Source organism: Vibrio pomeroyi (assembly GCF_024347595.1).
In the GTDB taxonomy this organism is placed as follows: domain Bacteria; phylum Pseudomonadota; class Gammaproteobacteria; order Enterobacterales; family Vibrionaceae; genus Vibrio; species Vibrio pomeroyi.
Map to the genome: position 1 here is coordinate 2,954,725 of NZ_AP025506.1, position 20,493 is coordinate 2,975,217.

The following is a 20,493-nucleotide window of genomic DNA, read 5'->3' on the forward strand; positions in this document are numbered from 1 at the left end:
TATGTTTTATATCCATTAGAAAAAGAAAGGATATAAAAAGTATGAAGGTGATTTCCATACAAATCTGAGCTGCAGTCTCAAAAATAAGACAGCAAATCTTTAAAACTAAGCATTTAGTTTAGTAGAAAATAGAATTCTAAAAACGCTAGGTTATTATTGGTGAATAATCAGATTGAGTTGAATTGGAAAAATAAACCCAGTGATAAAACCCGAACAGTCATCCTAGACTTTAGCTCTTTTCTATATACTTTCATGTTCTTTTCCACATAAGTGCTGGTTATAAATATTTTGTGTAATCAGACGCATCATTGCTCTCATAATCTAATCCTACATCCTTTTTTAATCTAGGGCTTAGCTGGTCTAAATATAAAGCACCATTCGGTTTCAACTTAGTCTGGCGCCCCTTTATTTTATTATTTTTAAATAATAAAATACCAAACCACCTCGTCCAACTCATTAGTGCTTCCATAATTCCTCTCTTGTGTTTGCTATCATTCTGTCGTTATTATGAAAACAACCTGTTCGATAAGCGAACAACCATTCCTAACAAGAACTATAAGCAGAAGTTATGGACAATCGACTGCGCCACCTTTCCGGACTGCGCTATTTTGAAGTAGCAGCTCGTTTAAGCAGCTATAGCAAGGCAGCAGAAGAGCTCTTTGTTAGCCAAGCCGCTGTTAGCCAAAAGATCCGACAGTTAGAGGAGCAACTTGAGTGCAAGTTGTTCATTAGGAAAGGGCGTGAAATGGCTCTGACTCAAGAGGGTCGAACACTCTTCACACATGTATCAGACGGATTCAAAGAGCTTCTTGCCGGATTAAACAAGATTCAGTCGGAGCCGCTACAAGGCGTAATCATAGTTCGAAGTCCCCCCTCTTTTGCTTCACGTTGGTTGCTGCCGAGGCTTTGGAAGTTCTCAGTCAAACACCCCGAGATACCAATCAAGATCCTGACAGGGTGCGACACTCCTAACCTAAAACATGGCGAAATTGATGTCGCTATTCGACAAGGAGAAGACCTGTTCGTTGAGCAAGGCTTAGCGCTTGAAGTACTCTTCAATGAACCTTTATATCCCTTTTGCTCACCTGAACTCGCTAGCTCTTTGAAGTTTACTTCGCCAGAACAGCTACTTAAGTGTTGGCTGATCCAATTTGAGGGTGGTCTCTTCCCTTGGGAGGAATGGTTCAGACAGGCGGATATACCAATGCAAGACAGCACCGTCCAATGGATGGAAGTGGGTACCTTTGATATGGGTTTAACGACGGTGATGGCAGGTCATGGAGTTTGTCTAGCAACAGATAGCTTGGCTGGAGACTTTATCGAACGTGGCCTACTTGTGAAGCCCTTTAATATTGGGATGACACCAGGCGTTCAAGTGAACTTATGTTTTGATCCTAGCTCGCCGAGAAAAGAACGTATAGAGGCCTTTACTGAATGGTTGCATGAAGAAGTGTCTGAAATATCTAAGAGCTAAGCTTTGGCTTTGCAAAGATAACTCAGCATTACTTATCACACTCCGCGTTCACGTAACTCCTTTTAAATAGAAAGAGTTACGTGTGTGAAGTTTAGTTATTCCCAAAAAGATTTTCTCATCTCTTCATTAGCCTGCTCTCGGGTAATACCAACATCTTCAAGTAAATGATCCGATAGCTCAGCTAGGTGTTTTCTCGTTCTAATATTCTGAAGATAAATCCTAAATTTAGAATAGAATTTCTTACCTGATAACAATGATAAGAATGAATGATGAGTATTTGATGTCGCGCTTATCGTATTCATAATCTTTCTCCTATTGACGCTTTGCTTTCTCATGGTCAATAATTGACCAGAAACGCATTAGCGACAAACGATAGATACTGGCATACAGTTAAGGAAAACTAATGTGAGAGAACGAACCCCACCATTCCAAGGGATCTATTATTTTTATACCGCGGCTGAAACTGGCAGTTTTAAGCTCGCAGCAGAAAAGCTATTTGTTACGGCTGCTGCAGTGAGTCAACAAATTCGTCAACTTGAGGAGTGGTTAGGAGCTGACCTCTTTATTCGCCAGCACCGAAAAATAGTATTAACTCATGAAGGTGAAGTGCTCTATCTGCAAGCGAAGAAAGGCTTTGCTCATATTCAAGATGGAGTAAGGCGAATCAACCAAGACCCCAACCCCACTCAATTGTCGATTTCGACCGTGCCCTCTTTTGCACAACATTGGTTAGTACCTAGAATTGGCGACTTCCGTGACCGTCACCCAGATTTATCTATGTTAATAGAACCGACCAACAAACTGGTTACCTTTGAAGACTCGGCTGTCGATGTCTGTGTTCGATATGGTCATGGTAACTACCCAAACATTGAATCACGTTGGTTAATGGACGAAGTAGTTTACCCTGTCTGCCATCCTATCTATCAAGAAAAATATGGAATCTATGACATCAGCGATCTGCATAAAGCAGAGTTAATTGAAGACCGTTGGCCTGATATGGATTGGAATCTATGGTTAGACGTTGTTGGGGCGAAGGCAGGTCGTTCATCACTGCAATTTGACGGCTCACATTTTGTTTTAGAGGGGGCATTATCCGTTCAAGGCGTAGCCTTGGTTAAGCACAGCTTGGTGTATCGCTATTTGCAGGAAAAGAAACTCGTCCGCATCGGTAACATCGCGCTGAAGCCTAAATACAATTACTTTTTATGCGCGCCTCCAGGTTACTTCCATCGAGAAAAGATAAAACGCTTCGAAGAATGGATGCAGGCTCAAGTTAAATTGTTTGGTGATACAGGTAGAGAAGAACTGTCGATTATCCACACCGATTACGAACTTAAATGGTCTGATAATTCATAAAGCGAAACTGGTATACTGAGCTCAAATAAATGGCGAGAACATCTCATGACACAAGAAAATAACCCACTTCACGGTATCACTCTTCAAAAGCTACTGACTGAATTGGTTGAACATTACGGCTGGGAAGAGTTGAGTTACATGGTCAACATCAACTGTTTCAAAAAAGACCCGAGTATTAAATCTAGCCTAAAGTTTTTGCGTAAAACAGACTGGGCTCGTACCAAAGTAGAGCAGATCTACATCGACTTAAAGCGTTAGTCCCTCTCTTCTTTATCAGTCCCGTGTTGATTAAATACGGGACAACCCCTGTGTCTACTTTTTAGGGGCCACATCGTATCTCGTATCTCGTATCTCGTATCTCGTTACAAACAATAAAAAGCCCCGCAAGCTTTCACTTGCGGGGCTTTTTTAGCTAATTGAGAAAAGGGCTAATTACTTACCAGCTTCTTTTTCTGCTTTAACTTTTGCAATCACTTCGTCAGCAACGTTAGTTGGACATGGTGCGTATTGTGCGAATTCCATAGAGAATTGGCCACGACCAGAAGTGATAGTACGTAGGTGACCGATGTAGCCAAACATCTCAGAAAGAGGTACGTCAGCTTTAATACGAACACCAGTTACGCCAGCTTGTTGATCTTTGATCATGCCACGACGACGGTTAAGGTCACCGATAACATCACCAACGTGATCGTCTGGAGTGAACACGTCAACGTTCATGATTGGCTCAAGAAGTTGCGCGCCAGCTTTAGGCATAGATTGACGGAATGCGCCTTTCGCTGCGATTTCAAATGCGATTGCAGATGAATCGACTGCGTGGAAACCACCATCGAAAAGTTCAACTTCAACGTCTAGAGTTGGGAAACCAGCTAGTACGCCGTTTTCCATCATAGATGCGAAGCCTTTCTCAACTGCAGGCCAGAATTCTTTAGGAACGTTACCGCCAACAACTACAGAGTTGAACTTGAAGCCAGAACCTGCTTCGCCTGGTTTGATACGGTAATCGATCTTACCGAATTGACCAGAACCACCAGATTGCTTCTTGTGCGTGTAGCTATCTTCAATTGCTTGAGTGATAGTTTCACGGTAAGCAACTTGAGGAGCACCTACAGTTAGGTCAACGCCGTATGTACGCTTAAGGATATCTACCTTGATGTCTAGGTGAAGTTCACCCATACCTTTCAGGATAGTTTCGCCAGTCTCTTCGTCAGTCTCAACTTGGAAAGATGGATCTTCTGCAACCATTTTACCGATCGCGATACCCATTTTCTCAGAACCGCCTTTATCTTTTGGAGATACAGCGATTGAGATTACTGGAGTTGGGAATACCATTGGCTCAAGCGTTACTTGGTGCTTAGGATCACATAGAGTGTGACCAGTTTGCACGTTCTTCATACCAACGATCGCAATGATGTCACCAGCTTGTGCGCTAGTTAGTTCGTTACGGTCATCAGCTTGCATCTCAACCATACGGCCAACACGTTCAGTCTTGCCAGTGAATGAGTTAAGAATCGTGTCACCTTTGTTCAGTTTACCAGAGTAAATACGAACGAAAGTTAGAGCACCGAAGCGGTCATCCATGATTTTGAATGCAAGCGCTTTGAAAGTCTCATCTGTAGAAACGATAGCGTGTTCGCCAGTTTCTTCGCCGTTCTCATCCATTAGAGGCTGAGGATCAACTTCAGTTGGTGCTGGTAGGTAATCTACTACAGCATCAAGGATAAGTTGCATACCTTTGTTCTTGAACGCAGAACCACAGAACGTTGGGAAGAATGCGATATCACGAGTACCTTTACGGATACAACGCTTGATGTCTTCGATAGAAGGCTCTTCACCTTCCATGTAAGCTTCCATTAGGTCATCGTCTTGCTCTACAGCAGTTTCGATTAGCTCTTCACGGTATTGCTCAACGTCATCAACCATGTCCGCAGGAACATCTTTGATTTCGTAGTTTTCAGGAAGACCAGTGTCATCCCAAACGTATGCTTTACGGCTTAGTAGGTCTACAACACCAACGAATTCGTCTTCACGACCGATTGGTAGAACCATAACTAGAGGAGTAGCACCTAGAACGTTTTTAACTTGGTCAACAACGTTGTAGAAATCTGCACCCATACGGTCTAGTTTGTTAACGAAGATCAGACGAGATACTTCTGATTCGTTAGCGTAGCGCCAGTTAGTTTCTGATTGAGGCTCAACACCACCAGAACCACAGAATACACCGATACCGCCATCAAGAACTTTAAGAGAACGGTATACTTCAACTGTGAAGTCAACGTGTCCAGGAGTATCGATAACGTTTAGACGGTGATCGTTCCAAAAACAGCTTACAGCTGCTGATTGGATAGTAATACCGCGCTCAGCTTCCTGTTCCATGAAGTCAGTCGTTGATTCGCCATCATGTACTTCACCAGTCTTGTGGATTTGACCAGTTAGCTTAAGGATACGCTCAGTGGTAGTTGTTTTACCCGCATCAACGTGCGCGAAAATACCAATGTTTCTGTATTTCGATAAATCTGCCATTGTCTTACTCTGTTAATAGGATATAAAATGCGCGCAGAGTATATCACAATCTGTGAAGACTGATAGCTTTGCATGCATTTGGGACTAAAAAACTTTGCCTTTTTCTAACATATAGAAAAAGGCACTCAGTAGTAACAATCTAAATGATTGTTAATTATAGTGCTAACCTAAAGCCTAATCGGCGTTAAGGTTAGGCTGAATTGCTGCTGTATAGAGTAGCTGAAGTGAGTTCAATTACAACTCATCAAAAGCATTAATTGCTTCCGATAATTTTTTCACACCGTGGATCTGCATTCCTGGAATGCCACCTTTAGGCATGTTCGCTGCCGGTACGATTGCTTTCTTAAAGCCGTGTTTAAATGCTTCATTTAAACGCTCTTGTCCGCTCGGTACAGGTCGAATCTCACCCGCTAGGCCTACTTCTCCAAACACCACCACATCTTTTGGTAATGCGCGGTCTCTGAAACTAGAAAGTAGAGCCATCACCAACGCAAGATCAGCACTGGTTTCGGTTACTTTAACACCACCGACGACATTCACAAACACATCTTGGTCAGCCATTTGTAAACCGCCGTGTTTATGCAGCACCGCTAATAACAGTGAAAGCCTGTTTTGCTCTAGGCCGACAGCGACGCGACGTGGATTAGCCAGCTGTGAATAATCCACCAGCGCTTGGATTTCAACAAGAAGTGGACGCGTACCTTCCCACACCACCATGACAGAACTGCCCGAGGTTTCTTCTTCACCACGAGACAAGAAGATAGCGGATGGGTTGCTAACTTCTTTTAGCCCTTGGCCTGTCATCGCAAACACACCCAGTTCGTTCACTGCACCAAAACGGTTTTTGTGACTACGCAGTGTTCTAAAGCGACTATCGGTTCCACCATCTAATAGAACAGAACAGTCAATAATGTGCTCAAGTACTTTTGGCCCCGCTAAGGTGCCGTCTTTAGTTACGTGTCCGACTAAGAACACGGCAACGTTATTCTGTTTTGCGTAGCGCGTTAATGCGGTTGCAGATTCACGAACCTGTGCAACACTGCCCGGAGAAGATTGAACATCCGCAACGTGCATAACTTGGATCGAGTCGATAACCATGATCTTAGGTTGTTCTTTTTCGGCAACCTGACAGATCTTATCCACGTTCGTTTCTGAGAGCATCTTTAGGTGCTCTTTTGGCAATCCAAGTCGAGACGCACGCATAGCGACCTGCTGTAGGGACTCTTCCCCTGTGACATAGAGAGTCGGTAATTGAGAAGAAAGCTGACACATGGTCTGTAATAACAGCGTTGATTTACCTGCACCCGGGTTACCACCAATCAGGATCGCAGCGCCCGGTACGACACCACCACCAAGTACACGGTCGAGTTCTTTAAAACCACTGCTAAAACGTGGCACTTCTTGCAGATCAATTTCTGACAACGTTTGAACTGAAGATTCAGTTGCACCGCCCGCATAACCACTCAATCGTTCATTACGTGCGACCTGAGGTGAAGCCGCTAATCTAACTTCTGTAATCGTGTTCCAAGCACCACATGCATTGCACTGCCCCTGCCAACGTGGAAAATCGGCACCACAGTCATTACACACATAAGCTCGCTTTGCCTTCGCCATAAAACCTCAATAGTTTACTCAATTACACAATGATGTTGTCAATTTGTGACTTATTTGACCGTACGGATGAAAATAAAAGTTGCAGTCATACCACTTATACTTAAAGATCGATTTAAACTAGTCGATAACATAAACGTACCGTCCATTCTAACAAGAAAAGTATGCAGCAATCTGAAATTCTATCTGTAGCAGAACGTTTAATCCCGGCTTACCACGCCGAAGATTTCGAATTCCTTCTTTCTCAAATGACAGAAGGGGAATCGCCGTCTCTGAAGCTGCTCGTTAAAATGGAACTGAATCGTATCATGGCTCCGTGTACAAAGAGCATTGATTTACGCGGGCGTATTGATAATGAGTGTCGTCAGTTCACACTTGATGGCCGTAAGCACTGGCTCGATGATATTGCTTTGAACGCGTATCAACGTGGTACAAAAAAGTTTAAAGGTTACACCGAGGGCGCATGGGAGTTAGTGATGACTCCGCGAACTCAACCCCTTCGCAGTGTTGTTAAAACTTCGTCTCAAGATATCCACGACATCACAAGCGCTAACAGCCCGTATGAAGCGGAAGCCATTAACCTAGGTTACGACTTAAAGCGCCAAGAGAACAGACTCAAGATTAGCTCACAGGTTGAGATAACCACATCGAAAGGGCAGAGCCTACACGGTGTGACAGTTGATATCTCCCCTTCTGGTGCAAAATTCAAAGTACCGAGTGCCTTTCGCTATAACCTTGGTGAAATCATCAGCGTTAAATTCACAGAACTTGTCGAAAAGTCCCAAGAAAACAACGTTAACCAAGCAGTAGAATTTCGCGTTCTGGGTATTGATGAATCATACGAGAACAACGCAGTTAAATTTCTGAGAACCATCAAGGTAAGCGACAACAATATTGTGGCTCGCTTACTTGATGAGTCTTTAAATAGCACCAGTAAGAAAACCAGCCATGAGAACCAAGATAGGATCATTCGAACTCGTACGCGAGGCATCGAGCACACCTATCTAAAACATACCTGTAACCTTCCTTTGTTCTTCAGTGGTAGCGAACTCAAGCTTGCCTTGCTCACAGATAACAACCATCCGTTGTGGCAATACTGGCACGACGAGCGTAACCAACAAGCTCTGGGTACTCTATTCAACGAACAACGAATGAACTTATTGGCGAAACCTGGCGTTAAAGGCACCAGTAACGTCATCTATTCGTTTACCCACGAACATCAGAATAAGACCTTGTTCTACTCGATGATGCTCCCAGAAGCGTCTCGTGAGCAAAGACAACTGTTCTGGCACATTGGTGGCAAACGTAAAAGTTGGAAGGCGTTCAAGTTCTCGGTTTTCGAACTCTGTGATACCGAGCGACAAGCGTTAGCCAAACACTCAGACACGTTGGCTCAAAGCTCAGCGCAACTGACACATTGCGGCATCTTGCAAGAAATTGGTGATCACGAAAGTGCAGCTGATTATCTATTGAGTGAAAAGCCACGCATTCCAAGCAGTGAACTGAACCGATTCCGTCACCCACGCACTGTGGTTGGGAACATTCAAAGTATCTATTTTGACTCTCAGACTCGTCGTAAAGAACCGAGATACCAGTTTAAATCACCGTTGCAGCTCACTTCACAAGATGGTGCAGCAGCGAACGGGCACACCTTAGACATCTCGAAGCGTGGGCTCAGCATTACCCTTGAGCACCCGATGGTTCTCAAGATTAATGACCCAGTATTGGTCAACTTCAATGAGCTACAGCTCTATGATAAGAACTTGCCACTGAGCACAGTGCCTTACCACGTGATTCGCGTAAGCCCGAATGGCCGAAACGTACAATTGGTTATTGCAGAGAATGCCAAGACAATGCGTACCATCGCATTCCTAAACGGGCTTATCGATCAAAACCAAAGCAAACTGATTAAGAAGAAAGAGATACTGCCAACCAACTCGTTGCTCGAATCGTTGCACAATATATTGCTGAGCAAGATGGTCAGTAACCCTATCTTCATTGATAAACCAAGCTCAACGCTGCGTTGTAAGATCATTGGTGTGAACTTCCCACTGAATAAGCACCTAACGTTGCTGGCTAAGCTTGGGCACAACCAGAAGTTCTCACTAGAGCCGATCTTTAAGGGTCACACTAGCTCATTGCTGGCTGAGCCACTGAAAAGAATCGAAGGCGCAGAGCCTAAACATCATGACGTGTATATTGCTGCTGTGAAGTTTGGCGACAAAATCCAATCGGTGCATACCAAGTTGGTGAAAGATTTCGCTTCGGCAAAAGAGCGCATCTTATTCATTAAGAAGGCGCAGCACTTGGGTGATGTGTATGTACTGCGTGTGACAACCGCGCCAATCTTTAATCCATTGACCACCTTGTTCCAATCGGACTTAGAAGAACTGGCACGAATTAGCATGCACCAAGCGAAGAAGCTAGAGAATGAGATCACCGCTTTTATCGGCTATGGTGAGATTGAAGACATCACAGATGAAGTGTTGATTCGATTGGAGCTTACTCGTTAGGTCAGCATCCATTTACTGGATTTGAAAATAAAAAAAGCAGGCTCATCGCCTGCTTTTTTGTATCTGAGCTCTACTATAGTTTCCAGCTAGTAGAACTTACTAAGCAAACCTTAAGGTTTGGCCTGCCAGCTGATTTTTTGCTGCTTAGCCAATACACCCGACAAGATACAAAGCACACCGCCTAAACCTGCGTAACGCACAGCGGTTTGAGCTTGCTGCTCTACTTTTGGTTTCGCATGGTAGGCAATACCTAAACCAGCGGATCCCATCATCACCAAGTCATTCGCGCCATCGCCCACAGCAACCGTATTGTGCAATTCCAGCTCATACTCTTCAGCCAGTTCCACTAAGATGTCGGCTTTGGTTTGCGCCGAAACCACATCACCGAGAACTTCACCCGTCAATTTGCCTTTAACGATTTCTAAGGTGTTCGACTGAGCATGGTCTAGGTCTAACGTATCTTTCAAGTAGTCCGAAAAGTAAGTAAAACCACCAGATGCGATAGCCGTCTTCCAGCCAAGCTTATTCAGCGTGTTCACAAGCCCAACAAGATCGGGCATGAATGGCAGTGATTGACGCACTTGCTCCAGAATAGCTTCATCGGCACCTTTCAGTGCACCCACTCGTTGACGTAGGCTTTGTTCGAAGTCTAACTCACCTTGCATAGCTCGTTCGGTGATTTCAGAAACTAGCTCTCCTACTCCAGCCAGCTTTGCAATTTCATCAATACATTCAATCTGAATCGCTGTGGAGTCCATATCCATCACAATCAAACCTGGCTTAGATAAGTCTGGGACCTCGCTAAGGCAAGCATAATCAAGCTTCAATGCTTGTAGGATTTCTTCGTGGGCAAGCGTTAAGTTTCCAGACATCAGTGCCACTTCATAATGCCCAACTTTCCACGTATCAAGAATGGTGTTGTAAGTGCCAGTGAAAAAGTCGATGTCATCAAAATATTGTGGAGATAGGTACTCGCCAAACACAATCCAGTTGGCCTTTGCCTTAGCGAGTTGAGAAGCGAAACGAGTCTCGGGGAGTCGAGTTAATAATGTAGTATGCCTTTTAATCGGCAGATATTTCTGAGCGTCCATGTGTATGATTCCTAATTAACTATGCTAATAGTTAACCTATTGCAATTTGAAAACGCAAGTCTCAATATGTCTTAATCATAACATTTGTTTATTTCAGGCTTCGTGAAACATGAATGAATCATTGTTCTCAATACGTAACGCTTTACGAATGCTAGCCCTCATTTTGTTGGCTACCATGTTCGTTGTAACGATTAAAAATACGGTCGTGATCAGTAAAGGTAACGAGAAGATCCAAGCGAAACAGCTGGAAACTCTTACCAAGCTGCTTATCTCTCAGGCATCACTTTCAGCCAGCAAGATGATCACACAACAAGACCAAGAGCGACTGCTTGATCTAACCAATCAGCTATCTCAAGACCGACTGGTATTCGATACCACCATCTACGATGCTGAAGGTATTAGACTGGCTTCGAGCGAAAAAGCACTCTCTGTACGTGAGGTGCTTGGCTTAGACACGCCACTTTCAACCGCAAGTATCGGTAGACAGCAATTAGTCGAACCTATTTACTCTGCAGAACATACGATCATCGGCTTTATTCGTGTGACCTTCGAAACCGGTAAGATGACAGCGATTTCAGATCACCATTACCGCAAGAGCGATCGCTATATGATTGGTATGGTTTTGATGGGCTTCGTCAGTGGTGTGCTGTTCATCATGCTAATTCGCAGAAGACCAACAAAGTCAGGCGAGAACTTACTGCTGAAAAACGTAAACTCATAACAACTCAGTTCAAAATATCCAATAAAAAGCCCCGATGCTCAGGCAGCAACGGGGCTTTTTGTTATCTATTACTTTATCAAGCTATTGTGAACTGTAATTACTCTTGGTCACCAAGAAGCACAGAATCTAGAGCGATAACCATCATGTCGTTGAAGGTTGTTTGACGCTCATCTGATGTAGTTTGCTCACCGGTTTTGATGTGATCAGACACAGTACAGATAGTCAGAGCTTTTGCGCCGTACTCCGCACACACACCATAGATGCCTGCCGCTTCCATCTCTACACCGACAATACCGTATTTATCCATCACTTCGAACATTTCAGGATCTGGCGTGTAGAACAGTTCAGCAGAGAATAGGTTACCGACTTTTACATCAACACCACGCGCTTTGGCTGCATCTTCTGCCGCACGTACCATTTTGTAATCTGCGATAGCTGCGAAGTCGTGACCTTTAAAGCGAATACGGTTCACTTTTGAGTCAGTACATGCGCCCATGCCAATAACCACATCGCGCACTTTGATATCTTCGCTCACTGCACCACAACTACCAACACGAATGATCTTTTTTACACCAAAATCTTTGATCAGCTCAGTCGCGTAAATAGAACAAGATGGAATACCCATACCGTGTCCCATTACCGAAACCTTACGACCTTTGTAAGTACCGGTGTAACCAAACATGTTACGAACGTCGCATACTTGAACCACTTCTTCTAAGAAGGTTTCAGCGATGTATTTAGCACGCAGCGGGTCGCCAGGCATTAGAACTACGTCAGCGAAATCACCCATTTCAGCATTAATATGTGGAGTAGCCATTGAAAATATCCTTAATCTCAAAACAAAAAAGAAGAGAGAGGTTTCCCTCTCTCTTAGTTAACTATTATAGGAAGCTTGTACCGTGTCCCATTGGCGATGTACCAAAGTATGACGCTAAGCTTTGACCGATATCAGCGAACGTATCGCGACGGCCTAGAGAACCCGCTGGAACCTTCTGACCGTAAACAATCACAGGGATATGCTCACGAGTATGGTCTGTACCTGGCCATGTTGGATCACAACCGTGGTCTGCAGTTAGGATGAGTACATCATCTTCTTTCATCATATCGATGATTTCATTGATGCGACCATCGAAGTACTCAAGTGCCGCAGCGTAACCCGCAACATCACGGCGGTGGCCGTAAGCAGAGTCGAAGTCAACGAAGTTAGTGAACACAATCGTGTTGTCGCCCGCTTCATTGATCGCTTCTTTTGTTGCTTCAAATAGCGCAGGGATGCCTGTTGCTTTGGTTTTCTGAGTAATACCACAACCTGCGTAGATATCAGAGATCTTACCGATTGAGTGAACGTTACCGCCCTTCTCATCAGCAAGTTTCTGCAGAATAGTTGCCGCTGGTGGCTCAACAGAAAGATCACGACGGTTACCCGTACGCTCAAATTGACCTTTACCCGGACCAACGAATGGACGCGCGATAACACGACCAATGTTGTAGTCTTCTAGCTCTTCACGAGCAATCTGACAAAGGTCTAATAGGTTTTGTAGGCCGAATGTCTCTTCATGACAAGCGATCTGGAAAACAGAGTCCGCAGAAGTATAGAAAATTGGTAGGCCAGTCTTCATGTGTTCTTCACCTAGGTTATCTAGGATCTCAGTGCCTGATGAGTGGCAGTTACCCAAGAAACCAGACAAACCTGCACGCTCAAGAATGCGGTCAGTCAGCTCTTTTGGAAAGCTGTTCTCTTTGTCAGTGAAGTAGCCCCAGTCAAACAATACTGGTACACCAGCGATTTCCCAGTGACCTGATGGCGTGTCTTTACCAGAAGACAGTTCAGCAGCGTGACCGTAAGCGCCAATGATTTCAGCGTCTGCATCCATACCCGGAGCAAAACGACCTGTAGACTCTTTATGAGCCATAGCTAAACCTAGCTTAGACAGGTTTGGTAGCGTCAGAGGACCTTGACGATCTGCGTTGTCTGCAAGACCTTTGTCACAATGATCTGCGATGTGACCCATAGTGTCTGAACCTACATCACCGAATTTGTCTGCATCCGCTGTTTCACCGATACCGAATGAATCTAAAACTAAAATAAATGCTCTTTTCATTTTCTTCACCAACTTATTGCTCTTTGCACCAGAACTTTGTTTATCGGCATACACTAGATATGCCGATACCTGTTATTTACACGTCTTCAGAACGAATCTGACGGTAAACGTCTGGCGTTGCTGTATATTCTCCGCCCACAGTGATTGCATTTTGTAATGCTGTTGCAGCTTCTTGCCACTGTTGTTCATTGCGAGCATGAATCATTGCTAATGGTTTATCTTCACTTGCCACTTCGCCAAGACGAATGAAGTGATCAAAACCGACTGCGTAATCAATGCTGTCTGTTGCTACGCGGCGACCACCGCCCATACCAACCACAGCCATACCAATTGCACGAGTATCCATTGCTGATACCACACCGCTTTCTAGCGCGTACACTGGCTTAACAATTTCTGCTTTTTCTAGGTAGTTATCGTAGTTCGCTACGAAATCTGCTGGACCACCAAGGCCCGCTACCATTTTACCGAAGCACTCTGCAGCTTTACCGTTATCCAGTACTGCCATCAGTTTTTCGCGCGCTTCATCTGAATCTTTTGCAAGGTTACCCAACACCAGCATTTCAGCACACGATGCCATCGTAATTTCTAGCAAACGAGGGTTACGGTATTCACCTGTTAGGAATTGAACCGCTTCACGCACTTCTACTGCGTTACCCGCCGAAGAAGCCAGAACTTGGTTCATGTCGGTTAGGATTGCTGTTGTCTTAGTACCTGCACCATTTGCTACTGCAACGATCGATTTCGCTAGCTCTTCTGACGCTTCGTAAGTCGGCATGAATGCGCCTGAACCTACTTTTACATCCATCACTAGAGAATCAAGACCAGCGGCCAGTTTCTTAGATAGGATTGAAGCCGTGATTAGCGAGATGTTATCTACGGTTGCTGTGATATCACGAGTCGCGTAAACACGCTTATCAGCAGGAGCTAGATCGCCTGTTTGACCGATGATCGCTACGCCAGCATCTTTAGTTACTTCACCGAACACATCGTTGGTTGGTGTAATGTTGTAACCAGGGATAGATTCAAGCTTATCTAGCGTACCGCCAGTGTGGCCCAAGCCACGACCAGAGATCATTGGAACGAAACCGCCACATGCTGCCACCATAGGGCCAAGCATCAGAGAAGTTACGTCACCAACACCACCAGTAGAGTGTTTATCAACGATTGGGCCATCAAAGTTCATGTGGCTCCAGTCAATCACCATGCCTGAATCACGCATTGCACACGTTAGTGCGATACGTTCTGGCATTGTCATTTCGTTAAAGAAGATAGCCATTGCGAATGCTGCAATTTGGCCTTCAGAAACCGTGTTCTTAGCTACGCCTTGAATGAAGAAGTTGATTTCTTCAGCTGTTAGGACTTCGCCATCACGTTTTCTGCGAATAATTTCTTGAGGTAGATACATTAGTGCCTCCCAAACTCTAGTGAGTATGGTTTGTAGGGGAAAGAGGTAATATGGAGTGACTTAACGCCACTCCATCAAACAGACTTGTTATGTTCAATACTCTAAATATTTGGCGTTGCAGTTAGGCGACCATTCTCTTGAAAGAAAATCGAAGTTCATTCCTATGAGCATAGAGGCTCTATGCGATTAGGACGGCCGGCGAACCGGTGAACTACTCAGTCAACAACGCTGCGGCGTCAAATATGACGAGTAAATTAGTATGCTGCTGGATCAGCAGTTTGGTCTGTCACTTCTAATGTATTAAGAAGGTTAGTTAGTAGGCTTGAAGCACCAAAACGGTAGTGCATGTTGTCTGCCCACTCAGCGCCTAGTAGTTCATCAGCCATTGCTAGGTATAGTGCTGCATCTTCCGCAGTACGTACGCCACCAGCAGGTTTGAAACCAACTGTTTTAGCAACGCCCATGTCACGAATAACTTCAAGCATCATGCGCGCGTACTCTGGAGTCGCGTTTACTGGCACTTTACCTGTTGAAGTTTTGATGAAGTCTGCACCAGCTTCGATACAGATTTGAGAAGCTTTCTTGATCAGTGCTTCTTCTTTCAGTTCACCTGTTTCGATGATCACTTTAAGCGTGATGTCACCACAAGCTGCTTTACATTGCTTAACTAGCTCAAAGCCAACTTCTTCGTTGCCAGCAATAAGAGCACGGTATGGGAATACTACGTCAACTTCATCTGCGCCGTACGCTACTGCTGCTTTTGTTTCTGCAACAGCAATTTCGATGTCGTCATTACCATGAGGGAAGTTAGTTACAGTCGCAATGCGTACTTCTGGAGTACCTTGCTCACGCAACGCTTTCTTAGCTGCTGGGATAAAGCGAGGGTAAATACAGATTGCAGCTGTGTTGCCTACTGCAGTCTTCGCGTCATGACAAAGCGCCACTACTTTCTCAGTAGTATCGTCGTCATTTAGCGTAGTTAGGTCCATAAGTTTAAGTGCACGTAGAGCTGCTGCTTTTAAATCGCTCATTTCTATCTCCGATCAATATATTCAAATAGTTAACTACTTCGCCCTCCATCCAGTATAGATGGATATTTTAGTAATGCTCAGTAGTCACAAATGAACGGACTTGGTTCCCTGAAGACTTGATAACTTTCGCTACCAATTGCAATCCTTGTCACCGCACAGTACCAGTTTGGTCTATGGCACAACAAATCAGTCATGTTGTGTCTAACATCTATAGCGTATCGCTAAGTTTGGCTTAATCCCAGAAGAATAACCTTTGGACGAATCCAAGCGGTCACTTTCTTGCCAAAAGAGACATCCTATCCCTTAAGCTTATACATTATAGGTATCCATCAATAAATTGTAGTGCTCCTTAGAACGCAAACGGTTTGTATCTCAAAAAAACATTCTAGACCTATTAATCGACTTCAAGCTGATGCTTATGCCAAAGAATCACTAGGCCTAAAAACAAAAAAGCCCCGCAGCAATTTCTTGCTACGGGGCGATATTATTATGGCGTCTATATATCTAAATCTACTTGATTAGAAAGATAGGAAGAAGCCAGCAATTGTTGCTGCCATCAGGTTAGATAGAGTACCAGCAATTACCGCTTTAACACCCATACGTGCGATGTCGTGGCGACGGCTTGGTGCAATACCACCTAGACCACCTAGAAGAATCGCAATAGAAGAAAGGTTTGCGAAACCACATAGTGCGAATGCGATGATAGCTTGAGTCTTCTCAGACATCACTTGACCAGTTGCTGCAACAACTTGAGCGTTTTCACCAACATATGGTACGAAGTTTAGGTATGCAACGAATTCGTTAACAACTGTCTTCTGACCAATGAAAGAACCAGCGATAGTTGCTTCTTCCCATGGAACACCAATGATGAATGCTAGTGGTGCGAAGATCCAACCTAGAAGAAGTTCTAGAGTTAGGTTTTCCATACCAACCCAACCACCGATGCCACCTAGGATACCGTTGATTAGAGCAATTAGACCGATGAATGCTAGTAGCATTGCACCTACGTTTAGAGCTAGTTGTAGACCAACTGATGCGCCACCTGCTGCTGCGTCGATAACGTTAGCTGGTTTGTCATCGCCACCGTCCATTTCGTCAGCGATGTTGTCGTCTGGCTTATCAGTTTCAGGCTTGATGATTTTAGCGAATAGTAGACCACCAGGTGCTGCCATGAATGACGCTGCAACTAGGTACTCTAGAGGTACACCCATAGATGCGTAACCTGCTAGTACACCACCAGCTACAGAAGCCAAACCACCACACATTACTGCGAATAGTTCAGAGTTTGTCATTTTAGGAACAAATGGACGAACAACTAGAGGTGCTTCAGTTTGACCAACGAAGATGTTTGCTGCTGCAGACATAGACTCGGCGCGAGAAGTACCTAGAGCTTTCTGAAGACCACCACCAAGAACTTTGATTACAATTTGCATAACACCAATGTAGTAAAGTACAGAGATAAGTGCAGAGAAGAAAATCAGAGTTGGTAGTACTTGGAAAGCAAAGATGAAACCGATACCGTCAACTGAGAAGTTAACTAGGCTGCCGAATAGGAAACCAGTACCGTCTTTACCGTAGTCGATCACGTTTGCTACACCAGCAGAGAAACCTGCAAGTAGATCACGACCCCAAGGGATGTAAAGTACGAATGCACCAAGTGCGAATTGGATAGCGAAAGCGCCACCCACTGTTCTTAGATTAATAGCTTTGCGGTTGTCAGATAGTAGTACTGCGATTGCGATCAGTGCAACCATTCCGACTAGGCTCATAAACAGGCTCATAGTTTATGACTTCCTTATTAGTTATTTATTGGCGTGTTACAAAATGGGGCTATAAAGCGGAGGCAATTATACTCATGCGACCACTAATAAAGTAATGCCGTCCTCACACTTTCGTAGAAGATTCATGTACCATTCACGCGCAAATGTGACCCAAATCACAAGCTCAGTGCAATTTACGCAAACGATAAACAAAAACCTTCGATTTTATTCACATATACCGAATGCGCGATGGCTATTTTGCCAAATCTGCGCTGCAATCGATTGCTTTGGCTCTTTTCTAAGCAAAAAAAGTTCATTTAAGATCGTAACTAAATATTTGGAATGATTAACATTTCCTTGGTTTCCATGCATGGGCATGTCCGGAGCATCCGTTTCCAATACCAAGCATTCAAGGGGCAATTTTGCGATGGTTGTGCGTGTTTTTTGCGCTCTTGGGTAAGTTATCGTTCCACCGACGCCAATATAGAAACCGAGCTTGATCCAAGCCAAAGCCTGCTGTTCACTCCCCGAAAAACCGTGAATCACACCACCTAAGGTGAACTTGTGCTGCTTTATTAGCTCAATAAGTCGGTTGTAAGACTTCCTCTCATGGATGATTAAAGGCAGCCCAAACGCCTTCGCAAGCTCCATTTGTTGGATAAAAAAACGCTCTTGCTTTTCCTTTTCGACGTCGACAAAGAAGTCGAGTCCACACTCTCCTATCGCGACACACTGGCTGTTTTTTGAAGAGAGTAACTGGCGAAGTTCTGAAAATTGTGTCTCATCCGCTTGCTCTAAAAAGTACGGGTGGAAGCCTAATGCATAGTAAATATTAGGATGAGATTGAGCGATTTTGTCGAGTTTTCCCCAGTTACTTTGGCCAATAGAAGGAATCAACAGTTTCTCAACTTGGGCTTGTTTCGCTTCTTTTAGGTAACCATCAAGACTTTGCTCAACTGAAAAACCGCTGTCAAAGGCGTCAAAGTCCGCATGGCAATGGGTATCAAATAGCGGAAAATCACTTAATTCTGGTGTCATCTTCCCCACTCTCTGCTTGTTGTCCTTGAGGATCACTACGATGAGGCACACAGCTGCGCTTATTCTCAGGTGTTAAACCAAGCTCCTCACACCACTTATCGTATTTCTTAATCCAATCTTTAATCCAACCGAACATCATAACCTCACGACTCTTACTTCAAATGACACGCATTAAAAAACGCCTATTGCAGAACAATAGACGTTTTTGTTTAACTCGAATAGAGCGCGGAGTAATTAGTGCTCGCGCGTCGCTCGGAACTGAACTTCTGGGAAACGTTCAGAAGCTAGGTTCAAGTTCACCATAGTTGGTGCGATGTAAGACAGGTTGTCACCGCCATCTAGCGCTAGGTTAGATTGGTTCTTACGTTTGAACTCTTCCAGTTTCTTAGCGTCGTCACACTCAACCCAACGAGCTGTTGCAACGTTAACACCTTCGTAGATAGCTTCTACGTTGTATTCAGCTTTCAAGCGCGCTACAACCACGTCGAACTGAAGTACACCAACCGCACCAACGATCAGGTCGTTGTTCTGCATTGGACGGAATACTTGCACAGCGCCCTCTTCTGAAAGCTGAACCAAACCTTTAAGAAGTTGCTTCTGCTTCAGTGGATCGCGTAGACGAATACGACGGAATAGCTCTGGCGCAAAGTTTGGAATACCAGAGAACTTCAGGCTTTCACCTTGAGTAAAGGTATCACCAATCTGGATTGTGCCGTGGTTGTGCAGACCAATGATATCGCCCGCGTAAGCTTTCTCAGCTCGCGCACGGTCACCCGCCATGAAGGTTACCGCATCCGAGATACTTACATTCTTGCCAGTACGAACATGGTTCATCTTCATACCTTGGTTGTAAGTACCCGATACGATACGCATGAATGCGATACGGTCACGGTGCTTAGGATCCATGTTTGCTTGGATCTTAAATACGAAGCCAGAAAACTTCTCTTCTGTAGCAACAACATCACGCTCGTTCGCTTGGCGAGTTTGCGGTGCAGGTGCCCACTTCGTTAGACCATCTAGCATGTGGTCAACACCAAAGTTACCCAGTGCAGTACCGAAGTAAACAGGCGTTAACTCACCAGCAAGGAACAAATCGTGATCAAATTCAGGACAAGCACCGATAACAAGCTCTAGCTCTTCACGCACGCTTTCCGCAAGATCGTCACCTACCGCTTCATTTAGCTCAGGATTGTCTAGACCTTTGATGATACGTACTTCTTGGATTTCATGGCCGTGGCCAGATTCGTACAAGATCGTTTCATCACGGTGAATGTGGTAAACACCTTTAAACTCTTTACCACAACCAATTGGCCATGAGATTGGAGAACAAGCCATACCCAGCTCGCTTTCTACTTCATCAAGCACTTCCATCGGGTCACGAACGTCACGGTCAAGTTTGTTCATAAACGTTACGATTGGCGTATCACGTAGGCGTGTTACTTCCATTAGTTTGCGAGTACGATCCTCGACACCTTTCGCAGCATCGATAACCATCAAACAAGAGTCAACCGCAGTTAGTGTACGGTACGTATCTTCCGAGAAATCTTCGTGTCCTGGAGTATCTAGTAGGTTTACTAGGCAATCATTGTATGGGAATTGCATTACCGACGTAGTTACCGAGATACCACGTTCTTTTTCCATCTCCATCCAGTCAGATTTAGCGTGCTGGTTAGAGCCACGGCCTTTTACGGTACCCGCTTTCTGAATCGCGTTTCCGAATAAAAGAACTTTTTCAGTAATCGTGGTTTTACCCGCATCCGGGTGAGAGATAATTGCAAACGTTCTACGTTTGCTCACTTCTTGTTGGAAAGACATAGTCGCCCTTTGCTGATCTAAAGCGTAAAAAGGGCAAGTAGATAATACTTGCCCTT

At 44.5% G+C, this 20,493-nt stretch carries 18 protein-coding genes; 5 read left to right on the forward strand and 13 right to left on the reverse strand.

Going from position 1 to position 20,493, the window contains the following annotated elements:
- Window positions 1-277: 277 nt before the first annotated feature.
- A complete protein-coding gene (locus OCV12_RS12890) occupies window positions 278-469 on the reverse strand; it encodes a hypothetical protein (RefSeq protein ID WP_261884823.1) in 192 nt (63 codons plus the stop codon).
- A 99-nt stretch (window positions 470-568) separates the two neighbouring features.
- Here OCV12_RS12890 and OCV12_RS12895 point away from each other — a divergent pair, with 99 nt between their 5' ends.
- Window positions 569-1,474 (forward strand): LysR substrate-binding domain-containing protein, encoded by a 906-nt coding sequence (locus OCV12_RS12895; protein ID WP_261884824.1) that lies wholly within the window; start codon window positions 569-571, stop codon window positions 1,472-1,474.
- Window positions 1,475-1,569: 95 nt separating this feature from the next.
- Here OCV12_RS12895 and OCV12_RS12900 read toward each other — a convergent pair whose 3' ends face one another.
- Complete coding sequence (locus tag OCV12_RS12900) at window positions 1,570-1,776, reverse strand: DUF1127 domain-containing protein (RefSeq protein ID WP_261884825.1); 207 nt, start codon at window positions 1,774-1,776, stop codon at window positions 1,570-1,572.
- A gap of 103 nt (window positions 1,777-1,879) precedes the next feature.
- Here OCV12_RS12900 and OCV12_RS12905 point away from each other — a divergent pair, with 103 nt between their 5' ends.
- Window positions 1,880-2,830 (forward strand): LysR substrate-binding domain-containing protein, encoded by a 951-nt coding sequence (locus tag OCV12_RS12905; protein ID WP_146492029.1) that lies wholly within the window; start codon window positions 1,880-1,882, stop codon window positions 2,828-2,830.
- 45 nt (window positions 2,831-2,875) lie between these two features.
- Window positions 2,876-3,088: a VF530 family protein gene (locus OCV12_RS12910; RefSeq protein ID WP_017106559.1), complete on the forward strand. Its 213-nt coding sequence runs from the start codon at window positions 2,876-2,878 to the stop codon at window positions 3,086-3,088.
- Window positions 3,089-3,262: 174 nt separating this feature from the next.
- Here OCV12_RS12910 and fusA read toward each other — a convergent pair whose 3' ends face one another.
- Complete coding sequence (gene fusA, locus OCV12_RS12915; protein WP_017629642.1) at window positions 3,263-5,350, reverse strand: elongation factor G; 2,088 nt, start codon at window positions 5,348-5,350, stop codon at window positions 3,263-3,265.
- Window positions 5,351-5,584: 234 nt separating this feature from the next.
- Window positions 5,585-6,964 carry a DNA repair protein RadA gene (gene radA, locus OCV12_RS12920; protein ID WP_017063288.1) on the reverse strand — a complete coding sequence of 460 codons (1,380 nt, stop codon included), beginning with the start codon at window positions 6,962-6,964 and terminating at the stop codon, window positions 5,585-5,587.
- Between the two features lie 161 nt (window positions 6,965-7,125).
- On the opposite strand from radA, the gene OCV12_RS12925 reads away from it, so the two are divergent.
- Window positions 7,126-9,474, forward strand: a complete 2,349-nt coding sequence (locus OCV12_RS12925) for a PilZ domain-containing protein (protein ID WP_261884826.1) — start codon at window positions 7,126-7,128, stop codon at window positions 9,472-9,474.
- 110 nt (window positions 9,475-9,584) lie between these two features.
- Here the strand turns inward: OCV12_RS12925 and serB are convergent, their stop codons facing one another.
- Window positions 9,585-10,565 (reverse strand): phosphoserine phosphatase, encoded by a 981-nt coding sequence (serB, locus tag OCV12_RS12930; RefSeq protein ID WP_261884827.1) that lies wholly within the window; start codon window positions 10,563-10,565, stop codon window positions 9,585-9,587.
- Between the two features lie 109 nt (window positions 10,566-10,674).
- On the opposite strand from serB, the gene OCV12_RS12935 reads away from it, so the two are divergent.
- Window positions 10,675-11,286 carry a YtjB family periplasmic protein gene (locus OCV12_RS12935; protein WP_128644330.1) on the forward strand — a complete coding sequence of 204 codons (612 nt, stop codon included), beginning with the start codon at window positions 10,675-10,677 and terminating at the stop codon, window positions 11,284-11,286.
- A 97-nt stretch (window positions 11,287-11,383) separates the two neighbouring features.
- Here the strand turns inward: OCV12_RS12935 and deoD are convergent, their stop codons facing one another.
- From deoD to prfC, 8 genes are all read right to left on the reverse strand, one after another.
- Window positions 11,384-12,103: a purine-nucleoside phosphorylase gene (gene deoD, locus OCV12_RS12940; RefSeq protein WP_004734474.1), complete on the reverse strand. Its 720-nt coding sequence runs from the start codon at window positions 12,101-12,103 to the stop codon at window positions 11,384-11,386.
- A gap of 64 nt (window positions 12,104-12,167) precedes the next feature.
- Window positions 12,168-13,388 carry a phosphopentomutase gene (locus OCV12_RS12945; protein WP_132762129.1) on the reverse strand — a complete coding sequence of 407 codons (1,221 nt, stop codon included), beginning with the start codon at window positions 13,386-13,388 and terminating at the stop codon, window positions 12,168-12,170.
- Between the two features lie 76 nt (window positions 13,389-13,464).
- Window positions 13,465-14,793 (reverse strand): thymidine phosphorylase, encoded by a 1,329-nt coding sequence (gene deoA, locus OCV12_RS12950; protein ID WP_176680382.1) that lies wholly within the window; start codon window positions 14,791-14,793, stop codon window positions 13,465-13,467.
- A gap of 254 nt (window positions 14,794-15,047) precedes the next feature.
- Window positions 15,048-15,824 carry a deoxyribose-phosphate aldolase gene (gene deoC / locus OCV12_RS12955; protein WP_010436196.1) on the reverse strand — a complete coding sequence of 259 codons (777 nt, stop codon included), beginning with the start codon at window positions 15,822-15,824 and terminating at the stop codon, window positions 15,048-15,050.
- A gap of 518 nt (window positions 15,825-16,342) precedes the next feature.
- Complete coding sequence (locus tag OCV12_RS12960) at window positions 16,343-17,605, reverse strand: NupC/NupG family nucleoside CNT transporter (RefSeq protein WP_017629634.1); 1,263 nt, start codon at window positions 17,603-17,605, stop codon at window positions 16,343-16,345.
- 204 nt (window positions 17,606-17,809) lie between these two features.
- Entirely contained in the window at window positions 17,810-18,622 is an 813-nt protein-coding gene (locus tag OCV12_RS12965; RefSeq protein WP_261884828.1) for a TatD family hydrolase, read from the reverse strand.
- The gene (locus tag OCV12_RS12970) at window positions 18,603-18,758 is read right to left on the reverse strand and encodes a DUF5363 domain-containing protein (protein ID WP_261885959.1); all 156 of its coding nucleotides are present in this window, start codon (window positions 18,756-18,758) and stop codon (window positions 18,603-18,605) included. Before OCV12_RS12970 ends, OCV12_RS12965 begins: the two co-directional genes overlap by 20 nt.
- Window positions 18,759-18,856: 98 nt before the next feature.
- Window positions 18,857-20,437, reverse strand: coding sequence for a peptide chain release factor 3 (prfC, locus tag OCV12_RS12975; protein WP_132762122.1), 1,581 nt, complete (start codon window positions 20,435-20,437; stop codon window positions 18,857-18,859).
- Between the last annotated feature and the right edge of the window lie 56 nt (window positions 20,438-20,493).

Excerpts from the sequence above, each read along its gene's own strand:
- OCV12_RS12970 (WP_261885959.1), bottom strand. The coding sequence starts at position 18,758 with ATGTTCGGTTGGATTAAAGATTGGATTAAGAAATACGATAAGTGGTGT.
- prfC (WP_132762122.1), bottom strand. The coding sequence starts at position 20,437 with ATGTCTTTCCAACAAGAAGTGAGCAAACGTAGAACGTTTGCAATTATC.
- deoC (WP_010436196.1), bottom strand. The coding sequence starts at position 15,824 with ATGAGCGATTTAAAAGCAGCAGCTCTACGTGCACTTAAACTTATGGAC.
- deoA (WP_176680382.1), bottom strand. The coding sequence starts at position 14,793 with ATGTATCTACCTCAAGAAATTATTCGCAGAAAACGTGATGGCGAAGTC.
- OCV12_RS12960 (WP_017629634.1), bottom strand. The coding sequence starts at position 17,605 with ATGAGCCTGTTTATGAGCCTAGTCGGAATGGTTGCACTGATCGCAATC.
- OCV12_RS12925 (WP_261884826.1), top strand. The coding sequence starts at position 7,126 with ATGCAGCAATCTGAAATTCTATCTGTAGCAGAACGTTTAATCCCGGCT.
- fusA (WP_017629642.1), bottom strand. The coding sequence starts at position 5,350 with ATGGCAGATTTATCGAAATACAGAAACATTGGTATTTTCGCGCACGTT.
- OCV12_RS12895 (WP_261884824.1), top strand. The coding sequence starts at position 569 with ATGGACAATCGACTGCGCCACCTTTCCGGACTGCGCTATTTTGAAGTA.
- OCV12_RS12935 (WP_128644330.1), top strand. The coding sequence starts at position 10,675 with ATGAATGAATCATTGTTCTCAATACGTAACGCTTTACGAATGCTAGCC.
- OCV12_RS12910 (WP_017106559.1), top strand. The coding sequence starts at position 2,876 with ATGACACAAGAAAATAACCCACTTCACGGTATCACTCTTCAAAAGCTA.
- OCV12_RS12900 (WP_261884825.1), bottom strand. The coding sequence starts at position 1,776 with ATGAATACGATAAGCGCGACATCAAATACTCATCATTCATTCTTATCA.
- radA (WP_017063288.1), bottom strand. The coding sequence starts at position 6,964 with ATGGCGAAGGCAAAGCGAGCTTATGTGTGTAATGACTGTGGTGCCGAT.
- OCV12_RS12965 (WP_261884828.1), bottom strand. The coding sequence starts at position 18,622 with ATGACACCAGAATTAAGTGATTTTCCGCTATTTGATACCCATTGCCAT.
- deoD (WP_004734474.1), bottom strand. The coding sequence starts at position 12,103 with ATGGCTACTCCACATATTAATGCTGAAATGGGTGATTTCGCTGACGTA.
- OCV12_RS12945 (WP_132762129.1), bottom strand. The coding sequence starts at position 13,388 with ATGAAAAGAGCATTTATTTTAGTTTTAGATTCATTCGGTATCGGTGAA.
- OCV12_RS12890 (WP_261884823.1), bottom strand. The coding sequence starts at position 469 with ATGGAAGCACTAATGAGTTGGACGAGGTGGTTTGGTATTTTATTATTT.
- serB (WP_261884827.1), bottom strand. The coding sequence starts at position 10,565 with ATGGACGCTCAGAAATATCTGCCGATTAAAAGGCATACTACATTATTA.